The 24,447-nt window shown below is 69.4% G+C and carries 22 protein-coding genes; 18 read left to right on the top strand and 4 right to left on the bottom strand.

The window, feature by feature from the left end:
- Positions 1-144: 144 nt before the first annotated feature.
- From Aple_RS25655 to Aple_RS25590, 14 genes are all read left to right on the top strand, one after another.
- Entirely contained in the window at positions 145-2,142 is a 1,998-nt protein-coding gene (locus tag Aple_RS25655; protein ID WP_155347248.1) for a hypothetical protein, read from the top strand.
- A 5-nt stretch (positions 2,143-2,147) separates the two neighbouring features.
- On the top strand, positions 2,148-3,530 hold the full coding sequence (pelF, locus tag Aple_RS25650; RefSeq protein ID WP_155347247.1) for a GT4 family glycosyltransferase PelF: 1,383 nt from the start codon (positions 2,148-2,150) through the stop codon (positions 3,528-3,530).
- The gene (locus Aple_RS25645) at positions 3,527-4,798 is read left to right on the top strand and encodes a hypothetical protein (RefSeq protein ID WP_155347246.1); all 1,272 of its coding nucleotides are present in this window, start codon (positions 3,527-3,529) and stop codon (positions 4,796-4,798) included. Before pelF ends, Aple_RS25645 begins: the two co-directional genes overlap by 4 nt.
- A 28-nt stretch (positions 4,799-4,826) precedes the next feature.
- Positions 4,827-5,798: an SDR family NAD(P)-dependent oxidoreductase gene (locus Aple_RS25640; protein ID WP_281361612.1), complete on the top strand. Its 972-nt coding sequence runs from the start codon at positions 4,827-4,829 to the stop codon at positions 5,796-5,798.
- 7 nt (positions 5,799-5,805) lie between these two features.
- Positions 5,806-6,519, top strand: a complete 714-nt coding sequence (locus tag Aple_RS25635) for a nucleotidyltransferase family protein (RefSeq protein WP_155347244.1) — start codon at positions 5,806-5,808, stop codon at positions 6,517-6,519.
- A 1-nt stretch (position 6,520) separates the two neighbouring features.
- Complete coding sequence (locus Aple_RS25630) at positions 6,521-7,357, top strand: NAD-dependent epimerase/dehydratase family protein (protein WP_155347243.1); 837 nt, start codon at positions 6,521-6,523, stop codon at positions 7,355-7,357.
- On the top strand, positions 7,354-7,989 hold the full coding sequence (locus Aple_RS25625; protein WP_218038504.1) for a spherulation-specific family 4 protein: 636 nt from the start codon (positions 7,354-7,356) through the stop codon (positions 7,987-7,989). Before Aple_RS25630 ends, Aple_RS25625 begins: the two co-directional genes overlap by 4 nt.
- A gap of 64 nt (positions 7,990-8,053) precedes the next feature.
- Positions 8,054-9,067, top strand: coding sequence for an RNA polymerase subunit sigma-70 (locus tag Aple_RS25620; RefSeq protein WP_155347242.1), 1,014 nt, complete (start codon positions 8,054-8,056; stop codon positions 9,065-9,067).
- A gap of 194 nt (positions 9,068-9,261) precedes the next feature.
- Positions 9,262-9,987: an NPCBM/NEW2 domain-containing protein gene (locus Aple_RS25615; RefSeq protein ID WP_155347241.1), complete on the top strand. Its 726-nt coding sequence runs from the start codon at positions 9,262-9,264 to the stop codon at positions 9,985-9,987.
- A gap of 323 nt (positions 9,988-10,310) precedes the next feature.
- Positions 10,311-10,844, top strand: coding sequence for a DUF1349 domain-containing protein (locus Aple_RS25610; RefSeq protein WP_155347240.1), 534 nt, complete (start codon positions 10,311-10,313; stop codon positions 10,842-10,844).
- A gap of 26 nt (positions 10,845-10,870) precedes the next feature.
- Positions 10,871-12,061, top strand: coding sequence for an Rv1352/Rv1906c domain-containing protein (locus Aple_RS25605; RefSeq protein ID WP_155347239.1), 1,191 nt, complete (start codon positions 10,871-10,873; stop codon positions 12,059-12,061).
- A 21-nt stretch (positions 12,062-12,082) separates the two neighbouring features.
- A complete protein-coding gene (locus tag Aple_RS25600; RefSeq protein WP_155347238.1) occupies positions 12,083-13,333 on the top strand; it encodes an ArgE/DapE family deacylase in 1,251 nt (416 codons plus the stop codon).
- Positions 13,334-13,393: 60 nt separating this feature from the next.
- Positions 13,394-13,996 carry a TetR/AcrR family transcriptional regulator gene (locus Aple_RS55640; protein WP_174889876.1) on the top strand — a complete coding sequence of 201 codons (603 nt, stop codon included), beginning with the start codon at positions 13,394-13,396 and terminating at the stop codon, positions 13,994-13,996.
- Positions 13,997-14,235: 239 nt separating this feature from the next.
- Positions 14,236-16,824: a penicillin acylase family protein gene (locus tag Aple_RS25590; RefSeq protein ID WP_155347237.1), complete on the top strand. Its 2,589-nt coding sequence runs from the start codon at positions 14,236-14,238 to the stop codon at positions 16,822-16,824.
- Here the strand turns inward: Aple_RS25590 and Aple_RS55635 are convergent.
- Positions 16,821-19,199: a helicase-associated domain-containing protein gene (locus Aple_RS55635; RefSeq protein WP_155347236.1), complete on the bottom strand. Its 2,379-nt coding sequence runs from the start codon at positions 19,197-19,199 to the stop codon at positions 16,821-16,823. The two genes, Aple_RS25590 and Aple_RS55635, sit on opposite strands and share 4 nt — an antisense overlap.
- A gap of 314 nt (positions 19,200-19,513) precedes the next feature.
- Positions 19,514-19,999 carry an ATP-binding protein gene (locus Aple_RS25580; RefSeq protein ID WP_155347270.1) on the bottom strand — a complete coding sequence of 162 codons (486 nt, stop codon included), beginning with the start codon at positions 19,997-19,999 and terminating at the stop codon, positions 19,514-19,516.
- A gap of 209 nt (positions 20,000-20,208) precedes the next feature.
- On the opposite strand from Aple_RS25580, the gene Aple_RS25575 reads away from it, so the two are divergent.
- From Aple_RS25575 to Aple_RS25565, 3 genes are all read left to right on the top strand, one after another.
- Entirely contained in the window at positions 20,209-21,045 is an 837-nt protein-coding gene (locus Aple_RS25575; RefSeq protein WP_218038506.1) for a Sco1979 family transcriptional regulator, read from the top strand.
- Positions 21,032-21,265: a DUF397 domain-containing protein gene (locus Aple_RS25570; RefSeq protein ID WP_155347234.1), complete on the top strand. Its 234-nt coding sequence runs from the start codon at positions 21,032-21,034 to the stop codon at positions 21,263-21,265. The genes Aple_RS25575 and Aple_RS25570 overlap by 14 nt, the downstream gene beginning before the upstream one ends.
- A 110-nt stretch (positions 21,266-21,375) precedes the next feature.
- A complete protein-coding gene (locus Aple_RS25565; RefSeq protein WP_246264767.1) occupies positions 21,376-21,636 on the top strand; it encodes a hypothetical protein in 261 nt (86 codons plus the stop codon).
- A gap of 3 nt (positions 21,637-21,639) precedes the next feature.
- Here the strand turns inward: Aple_RS25565 and Aple_RS25560 are convergent, their stop codons facing one another.
- Positions 21,640-22,245, bottom strand: a complete 606-nt coding sequence (locus tag Aple_RS25560) for a histidine phosphatase family protein (RefSeq protein WP_155347232.1) — start codon at positions 22,243-22,245, stop codon at positions 21,640-21,642.
- A 70-nt stretch (positions 22,246-22,315) separates the two neighbouring features.
- On the opposite strand from Aple_RS25560, the gene Aple_RS25555 reads away from it, so the two are divergent.
- The gene (locus Aple_RS25555) at positions 22,316-23,188 is read left to right on the top strand and encodes a Gfo/Idh/MocA family protein (RefSeq protein ID WP_174889875.1); all 873 of its coding nucleotides are present in this window, start codon (positions 22,316-22,318) and stop codon (positions 23,186-23,188) included.
- On the opposite strand, the gene Aple_RS25550 is transcribed toward Aple_RS25555, so the two are convergent.
- On the bottom strand, positions 23,154-24,374 hold the full coding sequence (locus Aple_RS25550) for an acyltransferase family protein (RefSeq protein ID WP_155347231.1): 1,221 nt from the start codon (positions 24,372-24,374) through the stop codon (positions 23,154-23,156). The two genes, Aple_RS25555 and Aple_RS25550, sit on opposite strands and share 35 nt — an antisense overlap.
- Positions 24,375-24,447: the final 73 nt, after the last annotated feature.

The raw sequence follows: 24,447 nt of genomic DNA, 5'->3' as shown, positions 1-24,447 counted from the left end.
CTCTGAGACTCCCCGTCAATAAGGAACCCGCCGCTATAACTATGCCTTGCGATCTCACCAGATAGCCATTTCGCGCCTTCATTAGGAAAAGGCCGCAGATATGGCACATGTCTGGATTTCCCCATAGGAGGCATGGTGGCATTCGTGCGCAGATTCGGTCCGGCTGTCCTCGGTCTGACCTCGGCCTTCGTCCTGATTCCCGGGACCGCGGCCCACGCCGCCGAACCAATGATCAATATGAAGATCCTGCTCGTATCCGACGGCACCCCGTCCACCGAGGCGATCGCGCACGCGATGGACTCCGAAGGCGTGCCGTACCAGAAAGTGGATCTCACCAGCCCCGGCCGGCCGATCATCACCCCCGGATTTCTGGCCGACACGGTCGGCGCGTCCGACCGGGCCAAGTTCCAGGGCGTGATCCTGCCGAACGCCAATCCCTTCACCAATCAAGCGGAAATGACCGCACTGGTGAACTTCGAGCGGAAATTCGGCATCCGCCAGCTCAGTGCGTACGTGTACGCCTACCCGGACGTCGGCCTCAATTATCCCGAATACGCCGGAACCCTGGACGGCATGACCGCCACGGTCGTCCCCGGCGGGCCGTTCCCGTACCTGGCCGGGCAGGTGCCGTTCGAGGACGAGTCGCCCGTGGTCGGCGAGAGCTACGGCTACCTGGCCACACCGCTGCCCGACGACCCGGCCGGCGGCCGGAGCTTCCAGCCGCTGGTCACCGCGCCCGTCCCGAACAGCGCCACCCAGGGCGTGCTCGCCGGGGTCTACACCCACGACGGGCGCAGCGAGATGGTCGTCACGGCCGCGTTCAACCAGAACCAGAAGCAGTTCCAGATGATCTCCCATGGGATCATCAGCTGGCTCACCAAGGGCGTGCACTTCGGCTACGACCGCAACTACTTCGCCGTGCACGTGGACGACGTGCTCGGCGACGACACCAAATGGGACCCGGTCAACAACTGCACGCCGGCCAGCGACTGCCCGCCCGGCGTCCCGGAGACCGGCATCCGGATGACACCCGCCGACGTCACCACCGCCGTCCAGTGGCAGAACGCCAGCGGCTTCACGCTGGACTTCTACTACAACGGCGTGGGCAGCGTGCTCTACGCGGCCGAGCACGGCGGCTCCGACCCGCTGCTGACCAGCCTCAAGGCCAACAAGGCCAGGTTCCGGTGGAGCAACCACACCTACACCCACCCGTTCCTCGGCTGCGCCCAGGACTTCTCGGTCCTGCCGTGGCGATGCGCGACCAACGCGCAGGGCCAGATCGTCTGGACGTCCGGGGCCACCATCGAGGACGAGATCAACCGCAACAAGCAGTTCGCCACCCAGCACGGCCTCCCCGTCGACACCACCGAGCTGGTCACCGGCGAGCACTCGGGCCTGTTCCTGCAGCCCCGCCAGCCGGTCGACAACCCCAACCTGGCCCCGGCGCTGAACAGCACCGGCGTGAAGTGGATCGGCAGCGACGCCTCCCGCGACCCGGCGCAGCGCCCGGTCGGCGGCGCGTTCACCGTGCCGCGCTACCCGATGAACATCTTCTACAACGTCGCCACCGTCGCCGACGAGGTGGACGAGTACAACTGGATCTACAACAGCCGCGCCGACGGCGGATCCGGCATCTGCGAGGACAACCCGGCCACCACCACCTGCGTCCCGCCGCTGGACCCTGCCTCCGGCTGGACCCAGCACATCGCGCCCATCGAGGTACGCAACGCGCTGCGGCACGTGCTCAGCGGCCTGCCCTGGCCGCACTACGCCCACCAGTCCAACCTGACCGGCGACCATCTGCTCTACCAGGTGCTCTCCGGCCTGTTCACCCAGTACGGCACCCTGTTCTCGGCCAACACCCCCATCGTGAACCTGCGCACCGCGGCCATCGGCGCCGAGATCAGGCGCATGCGGCTCTGGCAGCAGAACATGAACCAGGTCACCGGCTACATCCAGAACGGCGTCGTCTACGTGGACGCCCCCGACAACCTGGACGTCCCGCTGACCGCCCCCACCGGGACCAGGGTCCCCAACCTGCTCAACCTGGGCAGCAGCCCGTTCGGCTCCGCGTACGCGGGCGAGCTGTCGGCATACCAGCGCAACGCGCTGCTCCAGCCGATCAAGCTGCTGCTGCCGTAACACCCATGCGCATCGCGATGGTCACCGAGGGCACCTACCCCCACCACCACGGCGGCGTCAGCGTCTGGTGCGACCAGCTGGTGCGCGGCATGCCCGAATACCGCTTCGACCTGCGCGCCATCACCGGAACCGGGCGGGAGAGCCTCGCCTGGGAGCTGCCGGGCAACGCCACCGTCACGCCCATCCCGCTGTGGGGCGGGCCACCCGGCCGCCCGCCCAGAGGCCGGACCAGAAGACGCTTCGAGGAGCTGTTCCGCGAGATGCTCGACCTGATGCTCGACCCCTGGCAGGGGTCGGCGGCCCGCTTCGGCGCCCTGCTGCGCGAGCTGCTGCGCGGCGGCGTCCCGCTCTGCGGCGAGACCTCGGTGCGCTGCGTGCTGGACGTGTGGGAGGCGCGGCGGGCCGAGTTCGAGCGGATCGGGGTGACGCCGACCGTGCGGGACGCGGTCACGGCGGTGGATCTGATCGAGCATTCGCTGCGCCCGCTGCTCCACCCGGCGCCCGCGGCGGACGTCACCCACGTGGTGGCGAACGGGCTCGCCGTGCTGCCCGCGTTCGCGGCGAAGTGGACCGAAGGCACGCCGTTCGTGCTCACCGAGCATGGGGTGTATCTGCGGGAGCGGTATCTGGGGTTCCGGAACTCGCCGTATCGGTGGCCGGTGAAGGCGCTGATGTTGAGCTTTCTGCGGCTGCTGTGCGCGGCGGCGTATCTGGAGGCGAGCCTGATTACGCCGGGGAACAAGTTCAACATCCGGTGGGAGGTGCGGTGCGGGGCCGATCCGGCCCGGTTGCGTACGGTCTACAACGGTGTGGACCCGGAGCAGTTCGAGCCGGCCGGGTCCGAGCCGGAGGCGCCCACGCTCAGCTGGGCCGGGCGGATCGACCCGATCAAGGATCTGGAGACGCTGATCCTGGCGTTCGGGCGGGTGCACGCGAAGCTGCCGGAGGCGCGGTTGCGGGTGTTCGGCGGCACTCCGGCCGGGCGGGAGGAGTATCTCGCCGGGTGCAGGGAGCTGGCCGGGGATCTGCCGGTCGCCTTCGAAGGGCGGGTGGACAACATCCGGGACGCGTACACGGCGGGGCATGTCGTGGTGTTGTCGAGTATTTCGGAGGGGTTTCCGTACACGCTGATCGAGGCGATGGCGACCGGGCGGGCGACGGTCTCCACCGATGTGGGCGGGGTGCGGGAGGCGGTCGCGGGGACCGGGCTCGTGGTGCCGCCGCGTGATCCGGAGGCGATGGCGGCGGCGTGCCTGACCCTGCTCAACGATCACGAGCTGCGCAACCGGCTGGGCGCGGAGGCTCGGGAACGCGCGCTCGGGCTGTTCACCGTGGATCGGGCCGTGGACAGTTTTCGCACGCTCTATCCGCGGCTGGTGGCGGCATGAGCGCGCCCACCTTGCTGCCGGAGCCGGTCGACGATCAGGTGCGTGAGCTGTGCGCCAACGCGGTCGATCCGCTGGAGATCGCGGCCGGACTGGAGTTCGGCGGGCTGACCGACGAGGCCGCCGCGCGGCACGGGCATCCGGACGTGTTCGCGTACGCGGAGGAGCTGTATCGAAGCGTGCCGCGCAAGCCGGTCGAGCCGACGGCGGACGTTCCCATGCCGTGGGATGGGAGTCCAGGGCGGCATGCCGTCCGGGGGATCCTGTTCGGGCTACCCGGGCTGTGTTACGTCACCGCGGCGCAGGCGGTGACGGGGTCCACGGTCGTGCTGGTGGTTTCGTTGCTGCTGGCATGGGCGTACGGGCAAGGAGCCGCGTATCTCGCCTACGTGGCGATCGGCCACGGGGAGGCGGGGCTGGCGGTCGCGCGGCGGGCGCTGCGGCTCGGGCTGGCGGTGCTGGTGCCCGTCATCGCCGGGGTCGGCGTGCTGACCTCCGCGAGCGTGGCCGGGATCGTGCTCGCGGTCGGGCAGGCGGCCTACCTGCTGGCGGCCGGGGTAATCCTGATCGCCGACGGGGAACTGGTGCTGCTGGCCGTGCTCGTTCCCGGGTGCGTGGTCAGCGCGGTCCACCTGGCCAGCGGGTGGCCCGCGCCGTGGGTGGTCTGGGCGGCGGGCGCGCTCTCCGTCGCCGAGGCCGTCGTGCTCGCCGAAGTCGTCAGCCGGACTCCCGCCAAGGCCGTCACGCGGGGGCGGCTGCTCGGCGCGGTCCCTCCTGCCCTGTTCGGGGCGCTCTGCGGCGGGCTGCTCGCCGTGGGGACGAACGGGGCGGCGGCGATGGTGCCGCTGTCGCTGAGCATGGGCGCCGCCGAATGGGCGGTGTTCCGGTTCCGGCGCGGCGGGCACCTGCTGCTCGGCCGGACCGCCACCGCGCTGCGGTTCGCGCGCGCCGTCCGAGCCGAACTGTTCGGCGCGCTCGGCCGGTATCTCGCGGTGCTGCTCGTGCTCACCGCGCTGGCGTGGGCGCTCGCGCGGCCGGAGCCGCTCCTGCTGGCGGTCAACCTCGCGCTCGGGGGCGCGGTGCTGGTCGCGCTCATTCTGCAGTCCTGCGGGATCAACGGTCCCGTGCTCGGGCTCTTCGCCGTCACCCTGGCCGCCGAACTGGCCGCGCCGAAGACGCCCGGGATCCAGCTCGCCGCGCATCTCGCGCTGCTGCTCGCGATCACCTGCCACGCCTGGTCGGCGGTCGCGCGCACCTCCCTGCACAGATGATCCCCTACAGAACAGGCTTGCGATGCGAATGCACGCTGTCACAGGAGCCGACGGCTTCATCGGCTCCCACCTCGTCGAACTGCTGGTCGAGCGCGGCCATCGGGTGCGCGCGATGGCCCAGTACAACTCGTTCGGAAGCTGGGGGTGGCTGGACACCCTCGCCCCCGACGTGCTCGCCTCGGTCGAGGTCGTGCCCGGCGACGTGCGCGATCCCGGCAGCGTACGGCAGTTGGTGGCCGGGGCCGACGTCGTCTACCATCTCGCGGCGCTGATCGCGATTCCGTACTCCTACACCGCCCCCCGGTCGTATGTGGAGACCAACGTGCTGGGCACGCTCAACGTGCTGGAGGCCGTCAGGGACGCCTCCGCCGGGCGGCTGGTGCACACCTCGACCAGCGAGACCTACGGCACCGCGCGCTCGGCGCCGATCTCGGAGGCGCATCCGCTGCAGGCCCAGTCGCCCTACGCGGCCTCCAAGCTGGGCGCGGACAAGCTCGTCGAGAGCTACCACCTCAGCTTCGGGCTGCCCGCCGTGACGCTCCGGCCGTTCAACACCTTCGGCCCGCGCCAGTCGGCCCGGGCCGTCATTCCGACGATCATCGGCCAGATCGCCGCCGGGGCCCGTTCGGTACGGCTCGGCGCGATGAGCCCGACCCGGGACTTCCTGTACGTGAAGGACACCGCCGCCGCCTTCGCCCATCTCGGGACGGCCGAGGGCGTCGAGGGCGAGTTGTTCAACGCCGGGACCGGCGAGGAGATCTCCATCGGCGACCTGGCCGGGAAGATCGCCGAGATCATGGGCGCCTCGGTGGAGTTCAGCTGCGAGACCGAACGGCTGCGCCCGGAGAACTCCGAGGTCATGCGGCTCGTCTGTGACAGCTCCCGGCTTCGGGCGCGTGGCTGGGCTCCGGCATACACGCTCGACGACGGGCTCAAGGCATGCGCGGCCTGGTTCCCGAGCAACCTCGACCGGTACAAGACGACCATCTACAACGTGTGAGGGATTCGTGCACGCAGTGATCCTGGCGGGTGGCAAAGGGGTTCGCCTCCGCCCGTACACCACCACGCTGCCCAAACCGCTGGTGCCGATCGGCGAGCAGTACTCCATCCTGGAGATCATCATGCGCCAGCTCGGCGAACGCGGCTTCACCACCGCGACGCTGGCCATCGGGCATCTCGGGCACCTCATCCGGGCGTATGTGGGGGATGGCACCCAGTGGGGCCTGCGCGTCGACTACGCGCTGGAAACCTCACCCCTCGGCACGATGGGCCCCCTGCTCACCATGCTCGACACGCTCCCCGCCGAGTTCCTGGTCATGAATGGCGACATTCTCACCGACCTCGACTTCGGCGACCTGCTCAACGGCCATCGCCAGGGCCGCGCCCCTCTCACCATCGCCACCTACCGCCGCGAGGTCACCATCGACTTCGGCGTCCTCACCGCCGCCGACGGCCGCATCGTCGAATTCACCGAGAAACCCACAATCGACTACCGGGTCAGCATGGGGGTGTACGCCATTTCCAAACAATGCCTTTACGGCTACCCGCCCGGGTTACCCCTGGGCTTCGACGAGCTCGTGCTCGATCTGCTCCGGAAGGGGAGGCATCCGGCGCAGTACGACTTCGACGGGCACTGGCTGGATATCGGGCGGCCGGACGACTACGACCGCGCCAACGCGGAATTCGATTTGCTGCGTCCGGCACTGCTGCGAGGCGTGTGACATGCGCGTGCTGCTCGTCGGTGCTTCCGGTTTCGTCGGACGGCATGTGCGAGAGCGGCTGGGGGCCGTCGAAGTCGCGGCCCCCAGCCGGTCGGACCTCGATCTGGCCGAGACGCCGCACGCTCAGATCCGCCGGATCCTGGAGGATCTGCGGCCGGGGGCTGTCGTCAACTGTGCCGGGGTCGTGCACGGGTCGCCGGAGCGGTTGGTGGCCGGGAACGTGGTCGGGGCGGCTCGGCTGGTGCGGGCCGTGGGGGAAGTCGTGCCGGACGCGCGCGTCGTGCATGTCGGGTCGGCGGCCGAGTACGGGGCCCATGACGTGCCGGTGGGGGAGGGGGCGGAATGCCGGCCGCTCGGCGAGTACGGGCTGACCAAGCTGGCGGGGACCCGCGTGGTCGCGGGGATGGTCCGGAACGGAGTGGTGTTGCGGCTGTTCAATCCGGTGGGGCCGGGGGCGCCGGTCGGCAGTCTGACCGGGCGGCTGGTGGCGGGGATGCGGGCCGGCGGCGAGTTGCGGCTGGGGGTGACCAGTGACGTGCGGGACTTCGTGGATGTCCGGGACGCGGCGGAGGCGATCGTGGCCGCGGCGCTCGCTCCGGGGGTGTTGCCGCCGGTGCTGAATGTGGGGACCGGGCGGGCGGTAGCCGTACGGGATCTGGTGGAGCTCATGATCGAAGTGGCTTCGTGGCAAGGGCGGGTGGTGTCCGCTTCGGAGGGGAGTTCGGCGTTGCCGTGGTCGTGCGCCGACGTCACGGCGATCGGGGCCGCGCTGGGCTGGAAGGCGAGGATCGCCTTGCGGGATTCGCTGGCGGACGCCTGGAACGAGGTTCCGGCGTGAGCGTGCTGGTTCCGGCGTACTTCCATCCGGTCGCCCAGGAGGCGGCCTGGCGGCGGCTGGCCGCGCGGCCGCCCAAGACCGTGGTGCTGAACGTGGACAGCGGGCCCGGCACGACCAGGGACCCCGACTTCGTCCGCGTCCTCGAGCCGTTGCTGGCGGCCGGCGTCGAAGTCCTGGGATACCTCGACACCGCCTACGGTGACCGGCCGATCCGGGAGCTGGTAGTGGACGCGCGCCGCTACCGCTCCTGGTACGGCGTCGGCGGCGCCTTCCTCGACCAGGTCGCGGCGAACGCCGACCGGCTCTCCCACTACCGGGTCGCCGCCGCGGCCCTGCGCGGCCAGGGCCGCCTGGTCCTGAACCCCGGCGTCTACCCCGACCCCGGCTACGCCGCCTGCACCGACCTGCTCGTCACCTTCGAAGGCCCATGGACCTCCTACCGCGCGGTCAACGCCCCCGCGTGGGCCCGCTTCCCCGAACAGTTCTGCCATCTCGTGTACGGCGTGCCCGGCTGGGCCCGCCGATTCGTGCAACGCGGCGCCACCCGGCTGGCCCAGACGATATTCGTCACCAGCGGCGCGTGCCCCAACCCCTGGCAAAACCTTCCCGCCTATTACGAACGCCTGGAGTGATGAGTTGTCGCGCCCGCACCCGTCACATCTACGACGGGACACGACGAGGCGGAAGGATGACGTGATGAGTGCGGACACGCGGCTGGAGGAGCCGGGCGGGAGCGGTCTGGGCGGGAGCGGTCTGGGTGAGGTCGACGAGCCGGCGTTTTCGGGGCTGGCGGAGCGGCACCGGCGGGAGCTGCACGTGCACTGCTACCGGATGCTCGGGTCGTTCGAGGACGCCGAGGACACCGTGCAGGAGACGTTCCTGCGTGCCTGGCGGCGGCGGGAGACCTTCGAGGGGCGGTCGACGTTCCGGGCCTGGCTGTACCGGATCGCCACCAACGCCTGCCTGGACCTGCTCGCCAAGTGCCGCCCGGAGCCGGCGACCGGCGGCGAGGTGCTGTGGCTGCAGCCCTACCCGGACCGGCTGCTCGACGAGCTGCCCGCGGGCGACGCGGACGAGCCGGAGACCCTCGCCCTCGCGCGGGAGACGATCGAGCTGGCGTACCTGGTCGCGGTCCAGCACCTCGCGCCGCGCCCGCGGGCGGTGCTGATCCTGCGGGACGTGCTCGGCTGGCCGGCCAAGGACGTCGCGGAGCTCCTCGGGGACTCCGTCAACTCCGTGAACAGCGCGCTGCAGCGGGCCCGCGCCGGCATGCGGGAGCACCTGCCCGCCGAGCGGCAGGACTGGACCGGCGGGGATGAGGACGCCGGGACGCGCGAGCTGGTGCGCCGCTATACCGACGCCAGCGTGGCCACCGACATCGACGGGCTCGCCGCACTGCTGCGGGACGACGTCCGCTGCTCGATGCCGCCCACGCCGGGCCTGTACGTCGGCCGCGAGACGGTGGTGAACGACTGGGTCGAGAGCGGCTTCTTGGACCTGAAGCACCTGCGCACCGTCCTCACCTCCGTGAACCGGCAGCCCGCCGTCGCCTTCTACCTCTGGCGGAAGCGGGAGGGCGCGTACCTGCCGCTGACGATCGACGTCCTGCGCGTCACCGGCGGGGCGATCACCGAGATCGTCACGTTCCACGACGACCAGTTCCCGCGGCTCGGGCTGCCGGAGCGCCTGCCGGCGGACGGCACGGAGTAGATTCCGGCCACCACCAAAATGGAGATCGGGTACCTGACTTTCTCCTCGTCCCCATCTTGTGACCAACCATTAGTCCCGAAATTTCGTGACATCGGGATTTATGTCCGGATAACGGGTTGATAATCGGGTGACGAACCCTGGCTGGTTGCGGCTACGTTTCATCCCTATTCGCCGTGTGGAATGGGGTGAAAGCGGTGACCGCGAATTTGCCGGTTCCCTACGAACAGTACAACGCCCCCAAACGCGGAGGCACCAACAAGATCGCCGTCATCGTGGCCATCCTGGTGACCGCCGTGGTCGTCGGCCTCGCCATGTTCTTCTGGGGCCCAGTCGCCCCCACCGAACTCACCAGCGCCTCCACCACGACCCCGACCGCGACCGTCACCGAATCCGTGACCGCCACCGTCACCGTGAGCCCCAGCGCGAACATCGTCATCGCCCCGACACCAGAGCCCACCCCGACCGCGACCACGGCCCTCCCCACGGAAACCGCCCCCACCGACATGCCCATCGGCCAATCCGAATACCTGGCCGACCTGGACATAGACCGAGGCGACGATTACGGCGTGGACCCCCTCGCCATCAACGGCCAGATCTTCGTCAAAAGCGTCGGCCTCGGCGTCTGGAACATCGGCGACGCCAGCTTCGCCGAATACACCCTCGACGGCAAAGCCAAACGCCTGGAAGCCACCATCGGCCTCAACGACGCCCTCAGCCCCGACGCGGTCGTCGAGTTCACCATCTCCGGCAACGGCCGCCAACTCCTGCGCAAACGCATGAAGTACGCCTCCCAGGAAAAGATCTCAGTCCCCATCGAAGGCAACGTCAAACTCCGCATCACCACCGTCCGCGTAGGCGGCGAAAACGCCAACGGCAACAGCCGCGGCGCCGTCCTCGGCGACGCCCTCCTCATCCGCTGACCCACGCCGCCCCACCTCAACCTTTCAACCTCCGCATTCGCGAGAAGCTGGGTCGGCGTGAAGACGGAGTGGACGAGACTGCATTCTTTGCGCCAACTGTGGATCGATTTGTAAGCGAGTACCGCCGCGTCTGGGATAGGCATCGCTAATGCGTAGCGGTAGAAGAGCGCCGCAGAGGCCGGGGCGGTCACATCGGCAACGTCCGCCGTGGCCACACTGGCGCGGGGGGCCTTGGCCGTGCGGTCGGCCAGGTTTGGGACTTCAGGCCAGGTCGTGGTACGAGGGGCTCCCCATGAGAGCGCTCTCATGGGACGATCCATCTCATGGAATGGATCAATGAACCGAAGTCGTGGTCGGCGGGCGAGGGCACGCTGACCGTCAACGTCGAGACCAAGACGGACCTGTGGCAGCAGACGCACTACGGGTACTCGTTCGACAACGCCCCCATGTACGGGCGGGTGGTCGAAGGGGATCTGCGGGTGACCGTGACCTTTGACGCGGACTACGCGGAGCAGTACGACCAGGCGGGGGCGATTCTGCGGATCGACGAGAAGAACTGGATCAAGGCGGGGACCGAGTTCGTGGACGGGGCCTTGCAGATCAGTGTGGTGGTGACGCGGGAGTTCTCGGATTGGTCGGTGTTGCCCGCGCCGGGGTCGCCGTCGTCGGTGACCATCGATCTGCATCGGGAGGGGGACGCGGTCACGGTGCGGTATGGGGTGGACGGGGGTGAGCCGGTGAACATGATCCGGCTGGCGTACTTCCCGCCGGGGGTGCCCGCACTGGCGGGGGCGATGGCGGCGGCGCCGGTCGGAAAGGGGTTCGAGGCGCGGTTCACGAAGGTGTCGATCAGCTGATGTGATCCGCTCGTCCCCGGGTACCGATGGGTAAAGTCACGGTAAAGGGGGCGTTGCGGGTGGCGGTGAAATATGAGGACCGTATTCCCGGCGACGGTATGTACGTCGTCGGGATCGACGTGGCACCGGGGCAGTATCGGTGCCAGAGCTCGGGCGATGGTTACTGGGTGCGCTATCCGGCGTCCATGATCGGGCCGGTCGCCACCAGGCACCAGGGCGAAGGCACGGTTTCCGTCGTCATCGAACCGGATGACACCGCCTTCGACAGCCATATGCCCGCGGACTGGGTCAGGGTAGTGGTCCGGCGAGCCGGCCTTCCGGAGCCGCAGAGACCGGAGCGTTCCGGGAAACGGGCGCGCACCATTCTGGACCCGGACATCCCCGCCGACACCAGGAAGGCGCTCCTGGCCGACCCGGCGCTGGTACGGCACGTGCGCACGGGCAGTCCCTGGTCTCGCTACGGGTCGGACAAGAAGGACGGCTGGCGGGCCCCGATGCGCTTCGTCCTGTGCCTGCTGACCTACTTCTGGGTCACGCCCCAGCTGGGCGTGATCCAGACCGCGCTGCTGCTCGCGGTGGTTCTCGGCGTGCTGTCGGCGTTACGTCGGGCGCGTACCCTGCCGAGGCAGCGGCTGGCCGAGCTCGCGCACGCCAATCCGGGCTGGTTCCTGGTGGATCAGGATTTCGACGACGCCGGCCGGGTGCTGGTGGTGCGCGCGCAGAAGGCGATCCGGCGGGTGCGGAAGGCCACCGTCTACCAGGAGGGCCTGCTGGACGCGGCCGATCACGAGGTCATCCTGCCCGTGGAGGAGTGGGAGATCGCCAAGGCGCTGAGCAGGGTGACCCGGCTGCGGGCCGATCAGGCCCAGCTGCTCGCCGGCGGGGTGGCCGCTCCGGTCGAGGAGGCGCTGGCCCCGATGCGGGAGACCCTGGACACGGTGGTCGCCTCGGTGACCAGCCGGGTCGAGGCGCTGGAGCGCTACGCCGCCCGGGTCCGCGAGGCCGACCGCCTCTTCCAAGCGCATGATCAGCTGCGCGCGCTCGCCGACCAGGCGGACGAATACCAGGATCTCCTGGCGAGCACCGTGCGGGACGACCTGGCCAAAGGGGAGATCGAACGGCTGTCCCGCAATCTCGAGCAACTGCGGGCGGCTTTGGACGAGAGCCTGGTCGCCGCCCGGCAGGCAGCCCTCGAAGTCAGTCCCGGACGGAACTAGGACAGGTCGTACAGTTTCCGCATGAGTGTGGAAACGCGGGTTTTGGATGCCATTGATGAGGCTGGGACCGTGCGGCTGCTGGCCGAGCTCGTACGGGTGCCGAGCGTGACCGGTGGCGACAACGAGTCGGAGTTGCAGGGGGAGTGCGCCCGGCGGCTGGGGGAGCTTGGGCTCGATGTGGACATGTGGAAGCTCGACCTGGAGATGCTTCGCGGGCATCCGGACTATCCGGGCGCGGAGGCGCCGCGCGCCGAAGGGTACGGCGTGGTCGGGAGGACCGAAGGGGAGGGCGAGCCCGCGCTGATCCTGCAGGGGCATGTGGACGTGGTACCGACGGGGGATCTGGCCAAATGGGACGGAAACGATCCCTTCGGGGCACGGCTCACCGCGACCACCCTGCACGGGCGGGGCGCCTGCGACATGAAGGCGGGGCTGGCCGCCAACCTGGCCGTCATGACCGCCCTGCGGGTCGCGGGAGTACGGCTGGCGCGCCCGCTTGCCCTCCATTGTGTGGTCAGCGAGGAAGACGGCGGTCTGGGCGCGTTCGCGACCATGCTGCGCGGCCACACCGGCGAGGCGGCCGTGATCACCGAACCCACCAGCGGGAATATCATCACCGCCAACGCGGGAGCGTTGACGTTCCGCCTGGAAGTCGCCGGACGCGCCGCGCACGGGGCCACACGCTACGAGGGCGTCAACGCCGTCGAGGCCTTCTGGCCGGTGTTCACCGCGATCAGGAAGCTGGAGGCCGAGCGTAACCGCGATCCGGATCGGCTGTTCGCGGGGAACGCGACGCCGTACCCGATCGAGGTGGGCACGGTCCGCGCGGGTGACTGGGCGAGTAGCGTGCCGGATCTGCTGGTGGCCGAAGGCCGCCTCGGGGTTCGCCTGGACGAGGATCCGGACGACGCGGCGGCGGCACTGGAGGAGGCGCTGGTCGGGATCGACGACCCGTGGCTGCTCGCCAACCCGGTCGCGATCACCTGGCCGGGTGGCCGGTTCGCCAGCGGGCGGCTGCCCGCCGGTCATCCGCTGCTCGGCGAGACGGAGCGGGCGGTCGAGGACGTCACGGGCACCCGTCCCGGGACGACTGCCGCACCCTACGGCAGTGACCTGCGGATCTACGCGGGGGCGGGGATCCCCACCCTGCACTATGGTCCGGGGGATGTCCGGTTCGCGCATGCGCCGAGGGAGCAGGTGGATCTGCGTGAGCTCCGGGACGTGACCCGGGCACTGGCCCTGCTGGTCCTGCGCCGGTGCGGAGTTCGGTAGCAATGGGCAGTGCGTCCGGGCGGGGGCAGTCGCTGGCAGGTCAAGGCTAAAGTCCGGTCTATGGACGAGCCGCGGTTGTTGCAGATTTTCCGGGAGGAACCACCCAAGGAGCGGGCGGACGCGGCGCGGAACCGGGAGAAGGTGCTCGCGGCCGCGATCAAGCTGTTTCGGGAGCATGGGGTCGACAACGTCTCCATGGACGCGGTCGCGGCGGAGGCAGGGGTCGGGAAGGGGACGCTGTTTCGCCGGTTCGGCGATAAGTCGGGGCTGGTGTTCGCGTTGCTGGACAACAAGGAGAAGCTCCTGCAGGAGGCGGTGCTGGCGGGGCCGCCGCCGGTCGGGCCGGGGGCTCCGGCGAAGGAGCGAATCGTCGCTTTCGTTGAGGTTTATGCCGGGTACTTGTTCGAGAACATTGACCTGCTCCGGGTTTCCGAGACATCGAGCCCGGGTGCGCGGTACCGGGTGGGGGCCTACCGGTTCTGGCACGCCCACCTGCGCATGCTTCTCGCGGAGGTACGGCCCGCGGATGATCCCGCCGTGCTCGCGCACGCGCTGCTCGCGCCGCTCGGGGCGGAGCACGCGGCGGCGGTCGCGGCGGAACTCGGGCCGGAGCGTGCCCGGATAGAGAGCAAGCTGCTGGCGCAGGCGCTCGTGTCCGACTAGGTATCGACAATCTCGTCTCGGGCGGTCGTCTGGATGGAGCGCTCGTGTCCGGATGGGTACTGGCAATCTCGTCTCGGGCGGTCGTCTGGATGGAGCGCCCGTGCCCGGATAGGTACCGACAATCTCGTGCCATGCGGCCTGGATGGTGGGCTCGTGTCCTAATAGCTACCCTCGGGTAATCAAGCTCACATCCCCGACCTGGATACTTTGATCCGCACAATGCCAGGAAAGGTCAGGGAATGGTCAAGTTAGCGCCTTATGCACGATTTGCTTGGCCGCTTCGCTGGTTGTTCCGGGTTTTGACCGTGTTGGTGGTGCTGGCGGTCGTGCTGGCTGGGGTCGGCACCTGGATTGTGCGGCGGTCGTTTCCGCAGACTGACGGCGAGCTGCGGCTGCCTGGGCTGAGCGCGCCGGTGACCGTGTATCGCGACGCTTACGGGGTTCCGCAGATCTTTGCGGAGACCGCTGATGATCTTTTCCGGGCGCAGGGGTACACGCACGCGCAGGACCGGTTCTGGGAGATGGATTTCCGGCGGAAGACGACCGCGGGGCGGTTGTCGGAGCTATTCGGTACGTCCACGCTCGACATCGACAAGGTCGTCAGAACGCTCGGCTGGCGGCGGGTCGCCGAGCAAGAGCTTGCTTTGCTGGCTCCGGAGGCGAAACGTGGTCTGGAGGCGTACGCGGCGGGGGTGAACGCGTGGCTGGCCGAGAACGACGGGTTCGCGGCGCGGAGCCTGGAGTTCGCGGTGCTCAAGCTCACCAACGGCGGCTACACGCCCGAGCCGTGGACGCCCGCCGACTCGCTGGCCTGGCTGAAGGCGATGGCGTGGGATCTGCGTTCCAACATGGACGACGAGCTCGAACGCGCGCTGGACGCGAGCGTGCTGCCGGTCGAGCGGGTCAACGAGCTGTTCCCCGCCTACCCCTACGACCGGCACCGGCCGATCGTCGCGACCGGAGGCGTCAAGGACGGCGCGTTCGACCCCGGCGCCCCGGCTGTGACGTCCGCGTCGGCGCTCCGCCGGGTGTCCCAGGTGCTCCGGAAGGTTCCCTCCCTTATTGGTACGGAGGGCACCGACCGGAAGGGCATCGGATCCAACTCGTGGGTTGTGAGCGGGAAATTCACGGACACGGGGAAGCCGTTGCTCGCGAACGATCCGCATCTTGGGCCGCGGATTCCGTCGATCTGGTATCAGGCGGGGTTACATTGCCGCACCAGGACGGCGGATTGTCCGTATGACGTGTCGGGATATACGTTCTCGGGGCTGCCTGGGGTGGTGATCGGGCACAATCACCGCATCGCGTGGGGGTTCACCAATCTCGGGCCGGATGTCACTGATCTGTACGTTGAGCGGGTCAAGGGGGAAACGTACGAGGTCGAGGGCACCTGGACGCCGTTCGAAACGCGGACCGAGCAGATCAAGGTCGCCGGGGGCGCGCCGGTGGAGCTCACGATTCGATCGACCAAGCACGGTCCGATCATTTCCGACGTGCTGGAAAGCGCGGCCGTCGCCGTTCCCGGTGCGGCCAGGAACCTGTCAGAACCCACTGAATCGCCAGCGCCTGGCGTGGAAACCGGAGAGAAATCAGCGACAGGCGCGGAAACCGGAGAGAGGCATGAGGTCGCGCTGCGGTGGACTGCGCTCGATCCCGGGCAGACGGCGAATTCGGTGTTCCTGCTGAACAAGGCCGAGAATTGGGAGCAGTTCCGGGCTGCGGCGTCCAAGTTCGAAGCGCCCTCGCAGAACCTGATTTATGCGGATGTAGACGGAAATATCGGGTATCAGGCGCCGGGGAAGATACCGGTCAGGGCCGGGGGCAACGGTCAATGGCCGAGTGCCGGGTGGACGGGCGAGCAGGAATGGACCGGTTTCATCCCCTTCGCCGAGCTGCCCTTCTCCTACAACCCGCCTGAGGGTTTCATCGCCACCGCCAACAACGCCGCCGTCGGCCCGGACTACGGTCCATTCCTCACCGCCGACTGGTCGTACGGCTACCGCTCGCAGCGCATCATCGACCGGATCAAGGACGTGCTCGCCTCCGGCAAGATGACCGCCAAGACGATGGGCGAGATCCAGATGGACTCCGCCAACGGCTTCGCGCCCGTTCTCGTCCCCCACCTGATGCGCACCATCGGCCGGGGCACCGAACTCTTCGAAAGCTGGAACTTCCAGCAGGACCGCGACTCCGCGGGCGCCGCCTACTTCAACGTCGTCTGGAAGAACCTGCTCGCCCGCGTCTTCGACGACGAACTCCCGGAGGACGCCCGCCCGACCGGCAACGACCGCTGGTTCGAGGTCATGCGCAGGCTCCTGGAGGACGAGGACGCCGCCTGGTGGGACGACGTCCGTACCAAGAACGGGGTCGAGACCCGGGACGACATCCTGTCCGCCGCCCTCGCCGACGCCGACGCCGAAATCGCCGACCTCCTCGGCGACGACCCCGCCGGCTGGCGCTGGGGCGACCTCCACACCCTGCGACTCACCAACGAAACCTTCGGCACCTCCGGCATCGCCCCCATCGAGTGGCTCTTCAACCGGGGCCCCATCCGCACCTCCGGCAGCAAGGACGCCGTCAACGCCACCGGCTGGAACCCTGCCAACGGCTACGAGGTCGACTGGGTCCCCTCCATGCGCATGATCGTCGACCTCTCCAACCTCGACAACTCCCGCTGGATCAACCTAACCGGCTCCTCCGGCCACGCCTTCCACCCCAACTACAACAACCAATCCGACCTATGGTCGAACGGCCAGACCACACCCTGGCCGTCCACGGAGAAAGCCGTGAAATCCGCGTCCACGGAAACCCTCACGCTCCGCCCTTAGGTCGAAGCGGTGACTGAGGCGATTTCGTTCAACGGGAATTCGAGGTAGTCGCCGGCTTCCTCGCACCAGGCGTCCAAGACGCCGGAGTGGAGTTCGCCGTGGCTGACGGTGGCGGTGACGCCGTCGGACAAGGTGATTAAGGCGCGGACGCCGCGGTCGACGACGAAGCCGAGGAGGGATTGTTCGGCGGTGGGGAGGCGGGTGGCCATGCGGCCGATCAGGGCCCAGGTCTGGCCGTTCTGTTTGGCCTCTTCGCGGGTGGTGATCAGGCGTTTGGCGTGTTCGTGGGGGTCGGGGGGTGGTTCGGTGAGCAGTGGCAAAGGGTCGAGTTCGGCGACTCGGCCGCCGGGGAGCAGGATCAGGCGGCCGCTCTGGGGTTCGCGGCGGATCTCGATCTCGCCGGTGTCGTTGACGGGGACGGGGGCGTACCCGGCTTCGCGGAGGGCGGCGAGGGTGCGGTCGGCGGGGGCGGAGCTGGCCAGGACCGAGGAGGCGAGCAGGCGCAGGCCGAGTTTGGCCAGGCGGCGGTGGCCGGCGATCTCGGCCAGGAGGGCGGGGTCGCTGCCCTGGATGATGCAGCCGACCGTGGTGACGGTGACCTCGCCATGGCGGCGGGCCACGTCCCTGATCAGGTAGATGAGCGGCTGGGGGAGGGTGCCCACCTGGGCGAGCTGGTCCAGCAGGGCGTCGGCCCCGGCGCCCGCGTCCAGCGCCCGCCGTACGGTGGCGGGGGTGAACCGCCACACCGACGCCGCGCCCTTGGACTCCCGGTCGGCGACCCGATCCAGGAGCGAGGCCAGTTCGGCGGCGGGAGGGCCGGTCACGACGGCGGTCAGGTCGGCGCCGAACAGGGCGGTGCGCTGGGCGCTGGCCAGGGCGCGGACGGAACGCTCTGCCAGCACCGGGTCGTACTCGACCTCGGGGACGGTCTCGTCGTTCTCGTTGCCGGCCACCTGGCCGAGCGCGGCCAGGGCGCGGCCCAGATCGGTGAGCGAGTCGTGGGCGGCAAGACCGAGCAGGCGGGCCTCCTCCAGGATCCCGGGCGCGCACTCGGCGAGCAGCTCCCGGTCCAGCAGCGGCGCCCGCCAGTGCACCGACTGCACCAGCTCCTGCAGGGTGGCGAAGGCGTACCCGTCCGGGACCTCGGTGAGCGCGCCGAGCACCGCCCAGCGGATCCGGGCGATGGTCTCCCCGGCGGGGTCGTCGCCGAGCACGGCCGGGTAGCGGCCGTCGCTGCGGCGCAGCGACGAGCGTTCCATCCGCCACCAGGCGGCCAGCAGCGTGCGCAGCCGGGCGGGCGCGTCCTCGAGCCGCCAGGTGTCGAACCGGTCGGTGGGCACCAGGCCGCCCGCGGCCTCGTCCAGCGCGAGCAGCCGGGCCACCGCGGTGACCTCGAGGAACAGCCGGGTCTCCTCCTCCGAGCAGCCGGTCTCCTTGGCCACCCGGCGCACCTCGCGCACCCCGACCCCGCCGTTCTTCAACAGCGGCAGCGGCGTCTTGTCGGTGTTCTCCAGCAGCGCGGTCGCCCGATCCAGCACGTGCGGCGCGGCCAGGCACATCGCGTACTCGACCGTGTCCCGATCGACCTGGATGTGGGCCAGATCCGGCGGGTACGGCGTGAACGGCCCGTGATACTCCGGGCCTCGCAACGCCAGCGCCACCTCACGCGGCATCTCCGCCACGTCCCACTGCGTCCGGAACAGCAGCCCCCGATCGGCCGCCCACTTCTCCGGCGTGCCCGCGTTGAGGAAGCGGTTGCCGTCCACGCTGCGGACAGGACCGTCCCAGGCGAAGTCGTCGAGCACGCCGACCGTGCCGTCCGGCGCGGTGGTGACGAGTTCGGTCAGGCGTTCCGGGTCGCTGAGCAGGGCGGTGACCCGGGCCACCATCTGCCGCTTCCCGCCCTGCGGAGCCAGTCCGAGCGTGCGGCAGATCCGCCGCACGCCCTCGGTGTTGAGCATCCAGGAGTCGAGGTAGGTGAGGAGCGGCTCGCCGAGCCCGCAGGGGGCGGTCCACCAGCGGGCGACCGCCTCGGCCAGGTGGATCCGGCCGTCCTGTCCCGGCCAGGCCAGGGCGCAGTCGTACAGGCGGTCCAGCCAGGGGATCACCTCCGAGGTGCTCACCCCGAGGAAGCGGGCCAGCTCGTCCTCGGTCGGCCGGCCGCCGATCACCAGGCACGCCTGCAGGAGCTCGAGCGGGGGCAGCGGCAGGCCGCGCATGACCTCCATGACGGCGAAGGTGTTGCCGAGGCGGTGCGCCAGCGCGTCCAGCCGCCGGGGCCAGGGCGCGGCGATGGCGTCCGGGCGGTTGGCCAGGACGCGGGCGAGTCGATCTTCGTCGAGAGTTGTCAGCCAGGCGATTAGGTGATCGTCCATCACAGATCTCTCAGGCCATCGGGAAGCCGCGGTGGTGACGCACGTGAGATCAAGATATTCTGCGCAGTTCGCTCCGAAAAGGTCATTCTCCTGTTCTCCCGCTCCCTCCGCGCAGCGTGCTCGACTCCACCTCAGCACACCAGAACGCGATCGGAGGTGATTCCCGGATATACGGCCGGGAATTCCAGGAACCAAATCCCCACATGCCACACAAGCCTCAAGAACAGCTCGGCCGACCCGGCCATGAACACAGACCGGGGGGTAGGTCCGTGCGGTCCGGGCCGCGCGGACCCACCCCGGCCCATGTTCCCGTACTATGCGGCTAAAACTGCCCAAACCGCTTTGCCTTGGGGGGTTAGCGGGCACCAGCCCCAGCGGACGCTGATCGATTCGACGATGTGCAGGCCGAGGCCGCCGGGTTCGAACGGTGAGGGGTCGCGCTTGACCGGCTCGGCCGTGCCGGGGTCGGTCAGCGCGCAGGTGACCAGCGAGCCCTGGCGGACCAGGGAGAGCCGGATGACCTCGCGGCGGCGGGGCACGCCGGGTTCCATGCCGTGCCGCAGCGCGTTGGTGGCCAGCTCGGAGACGACCAGCTCCATGCCGTCGGCCAGGCCGGCCAGATCCCACCCGGCCAGGGTGCCCATCGCGAAGCTCCTGGCCGAGTGAATCGACTCGGCGCGCGGGGGCAGTACGAAGGTCGCGCTGGCGGCGCATCCGGTGCTGCCGGCGAGCAGATCTCGCGCGGGATGCGGCCACCAGCCCACCGGAGGCCACCAGTCGAGCGTGGACCACTGGAGCATGGAGTGCACGAGATCATGATGATGCAATCTCCCGTGCATGTGCAATAGCGAATGCACGTGCAGATGGTCGCGGCAAGCGCTACGGTTACTCAAAACGACCCTGGGAAGAAGGGGGCGATCTTTGACAGACTGGTGTTCAGTCCACATACCGGAGGAATGATCACGTGTCCATCGATCCGCCGGGGTCCGGCTCCACTGTTCGGCGCATCATGCTGGGCGCCAGCCTGCGGAGGCTGCGCGAGGAGCGGGATCTCACCCGAGAAGAGGCCGGATTCCACATCCGCGCCTCCGAGTCCAAGATCAGTCGGATGGAGCTCGGGCGGGTCGGATTCAAGACACGTGATGTCGAAGACCTGCTCACGCTGTACGGCGTCCTGGACGACGCCGATCGACGTGGCCTCCTGGAGATGGTCCGGGAGGCGAACACGCCGGGGTGGTGGCACAAGTTCGGCGAAGTCCTGCCGAACTGGTTCGTCACGTACGTGGGGCTGGAGGAGGCGGCGAGCGTGATCCGCACCTACGAGGTGCAGTTCGTGCCCGGCCTGCTGCAGACCGCCGCGTACACACGAGCCGTCGTCCAGCTCGGCTTTCCGGACGCCCCGGAAGACGCGATCGAACAGCGCGTGCATCTGCGCATGCAGCGACAGGAACGGCTCAAGCAGAAGGACGGGCCGAGACTGTGGGCGGTCATCGACGAGGCGGCGCTCCGCCGGCCCATCGGGGGGCCGAAGATCATGCACGAGCAGATCGAGCATCTGCTCGAGGTGGCCAGGCTGCCCAACATCACGCTGCAGGTGATGCCGTTCCGCTTCGGGATGCACGCTGCCGAAGGCGGGGCGTTCACGATCCTGCGCTTTCCGGAGTCCGACCTGTCGGACGTGGTCTACGTCGAGCAACTCTGGGGTGCTCTGTACCTGGACAAACGTGAGGACATCGATCCGTACCTCACGGCCATGGAGCAGCTGTGCGTGGAGAGCACCACGCCGGGTGGCACCCGGGATCTGCTCGAAGATCTTCTGAGAGAGAACTTGTATGCAGACATATAACGGCATGCCGTCGAACGACCTTTACGGCGTCCTATGGCGGAAGAGCCTCTACAGCAACTCCACCGGCAACTGCGTGGAGCTGGCCGAGCTTCCCGACGGCGGGGTAGCCGTCCGGAACTCCCGCTTCCCCGAAGGTCCTGCCCTGATCTACACCCGGGACGAGATCCGCGCACTGGTGCTCGGAGTCAAGGACGGCGAGTTCGACACCCTCCTCGTGTAACGCCGTTTTTACACGACGCGCACGCGCGTAACCCATGGGCGCGGGGGGTGTAACAAGGATCCGGCAGAGTGGGACCCAGTCAAATAGGGGGGCTTGTGATGCTGGACCAGATGACCCTGTACCCGGTGGCGGACGACGTGCTGTTCGCGCCTGGCGGACGCGTCGTGATCAGAACGTACGGCGTCGCTTCGGCGACGGAGCCGAGCGACGGTCAGCCGCGCCCGGTGGCCTATCGAACCTGGGTCACCGGGGTGCGGGACCAGCCCAGATACTGGCGGTGGGGCCACTTCGAGGACGCCCGCAGAGGGCATCGTAAGGTCCTGGAGTGGCTCACCGGCCGAGGTCCGCAGCCCGCCCCCGTCGTCAGTTGAACGTCAGCTGACAGGCGCGTTCCAGCGCAGGATCACATGTTCGCCGTGCTCGAAGCCGAGGGAAGAATAGGTCCCCGTGTCCAGGCGCAGGTACCGGCCGTGGTCCGGCGGCAACCCCAGCCAGCGGGCGGCCAGGATCCGCAGATAGTGCCCGTGCGCGACGAGCGCGATGGTGGGCCCGGGTTCGTGATGGTCGGTCCGCATCATCGCCAGCGCCCGGGCGATCACCCGGTCCGCGCGTAGCCCCACATGCTCGATGTCCTCCCCGGGATGGGCCGCGTCGCCCGGGATCACGCCGTTCCGCCAGATGTACCAGCCGGGGAGGGTCTCCCTGATCTGCGCGGTGGTGATGCCCTCATAGCCGCCGTAGTCCCACTCCCACAGGTCCGGTTCGATCTCGTACGATCCGATCCCGGCGAGTTCGGCCGTGTCCCTGGCCCGCCGCGCCGGGCTGACCAGCACGAGATCGAACCGGTGCTTCTTGATCTCCGGGGCGAGCAGCCTGGCCTGCTCCTCGCCGTGCTCGGTCAGCGGCAGGTCGGTGCGGCCGGTGTGCCGCCCCGCCCTGCTCCACTCGGTCTCGCCGTGCCGCAGCAGAATGAGTTCCATAGGTCTCTCATCATGCCCGAGCGTACTCAACCGGCTAGTCTCGCCCTGAAGATCCAGGGAGGAGGCGGCGGTGGAGCCGGTGTCGGTTGGGTTGATCGGGGCGGGGCCGTGGGCGGGCATGGTGCACGCGCCCGAACTGGCGAGAGGGCCGTTCACGCGCCTGGCCGGGGTCTGGGCGCGGCGTCCTGAGGCGTCGGCGGAGCTGGCGGGCAAGCACGGGGCGCCGTCGTTCGAGCGGATCGAGGAGTTGCTGGAGGTCTGCGAGGCGGTGGCGTTCAGCGTGCCGCCCGCCGTACAGGCTGAGCTGGGGGTCGTGGCGGCGCGGGCCGGGAAGGCGTTGCTGCTGGAGAAGCCGCTGGCCGCCGACCTGGACGGGGCGCGGCGGCTGGCCGAGGCGATCGGCGAGGCGGGGGTGGCCAGCCAGATGGTGTACACCTTCCGGTATTCGCGGGCCACCGAGGAGTTCCTGGCGAAGGCGCGGGCCCTGCGCCCGTTCGGGGGGCATGCGGCGAACATCTCCGGCGCGCTGCGCGGGGGCGATTTCGCCACGCCGTGGCGGCTGGAGCGGGGGGCGGTGCTGGACGTCGGGCCGCACACGATCGATCTGCTGGACGCGGCGCTCGGACCGGTCACGTCGGTGCGGGCCCACGGCAACCCGCTCGGGTGGGTGGGACTGTTGCTGGAGCATGAGACCGGCGCGGTCAGCGAGGCTTCGCTCTGCATGGCGGCCACCGGCGAGCTGCCCCCGGCCAGGATCGACGTGTACGGTGAGCTGGGCAGCGCCTCCCTGCTCGGCAACGAGCTGGGGGAGGAGATCTTCTCCCGGATGATGGCGTCGTTCGCGGAGACCGTGCGCGCGGGCGGCGGCCACCCGCTGGACGCCCGGCACGGCCTCCGCTTGCAGAAGATCATCGACGACGCGGAACGGCAACTCGCGTCCTGACCAGGCCCAGCAGCAGCACGGCCGACGCGAGAACCGGCACCGGGCCAGGCTGGAAGCCGGTGATCATCAACGCGGTGAGCCCCCCGCCGACCAGCACCGCCGAGCCGCCGACCCACGCGGGCGGTTGCTCGAACCGGCCGAGGACCCGGACCAGGCCGGCCAGCAGCACGCCGGGGCAGAACAGCCAGCACGGCGTCAGCGCCCACCACCGCGCCGACCCGATCGCCGGAGTGTCCAGGCCGAACCCGACCACCGCGACCCCGGCCACGGCCACCAATGCGGGCATGTGCCACAGGTAGATCGTCATCATCCGGGGCGCCAGCCACTCCAGCAGCGCGCCGGGCTTCGGCCGGGCGGCCACCCGGTTCAGCGCGGGCCGCAGCAGCATGGCCAGCCCCAGCTGCCCGGCGAACAGCGCCAGCAGGCAGGCGCTCGGCGGCGCCATGTTGGAGATCGCCCCCGGCATCCCGATCATGCTCATCGGGTACGGTCCCGCCGCCACCAGCGCCGCCACCATCCCGAACCCCGCCACTGCCAGCCCGGCGGCCCTGCGGCCGGACAGCCACGCCAGGCGGCCTTCGGCGTACAGGAAGCCGATCTGGTGCACGGCCAGCCAGACGAACACCACATTCAGGTATCCGGCGGGTTCGAACCCCGTGAACCTGATCACGTCCATGGCCACCGCGCCCCCGGCCAGCACGGGCAGCACCACCGCGGCCCGCATCCGGATCAGGTACGGCGTCGCGACCACGGCGATCAGATACACCACCAGGAACCACAGCAACTGCCCCACGATGCGCGACGCCACCTCGACCGGTTGCGCCGGCACGCCCAGCCAGCCCAGCAGGTAGGGCAGCGGCAACCACACCGCCGCCAGCGGCAGCACCGGCCAGCCCAGGCGGCCGACCCGCCGCACCACCCAGCCGTCGCCGCCCTTCCGCCAGCTGATCGCGTTCGCCGCGCCGCCCGCGAAGAAGACCAGCGGCATGACCTGGCTCAGCCAGGTGACCAGCGGGATGGCGGCCAGCGCGTTGCCGGTGGTGAGCCTGCCGTCGGCGTACAGGAGCACGGGCACGCTCCAGTGCTGCACGACGACTCCCGCGATGCCGAACACCCGCAGCATGTCGATGAACCGGTCTCTGGGGGCGACGGCGGCGGGAACGGGGGGATGCATGGTCAGCGACATGGGACCTAGCCTCCCGAGTCCCGGCCTTCCGCGCGGCAGGGCAGACCCCCTTCTTGATCGTGCGATGCTGCGC

The sequence above is a fragment of the Acrocarpospora pleiomorpha genome (assembly GCF_009687885.1).
GTDB lineage: Bacteria > Actinomycetota > Actinomycetes > Streptosporangiales > Streptosporangiaceae > Acrocarpospora > Acrocarpospora pleiomorpha.
The sequence above is the reverse complement of the archived record's forward strand: the minus strand, read 5'-3'. Positions and strand labels throughout refer to the sequence as shown.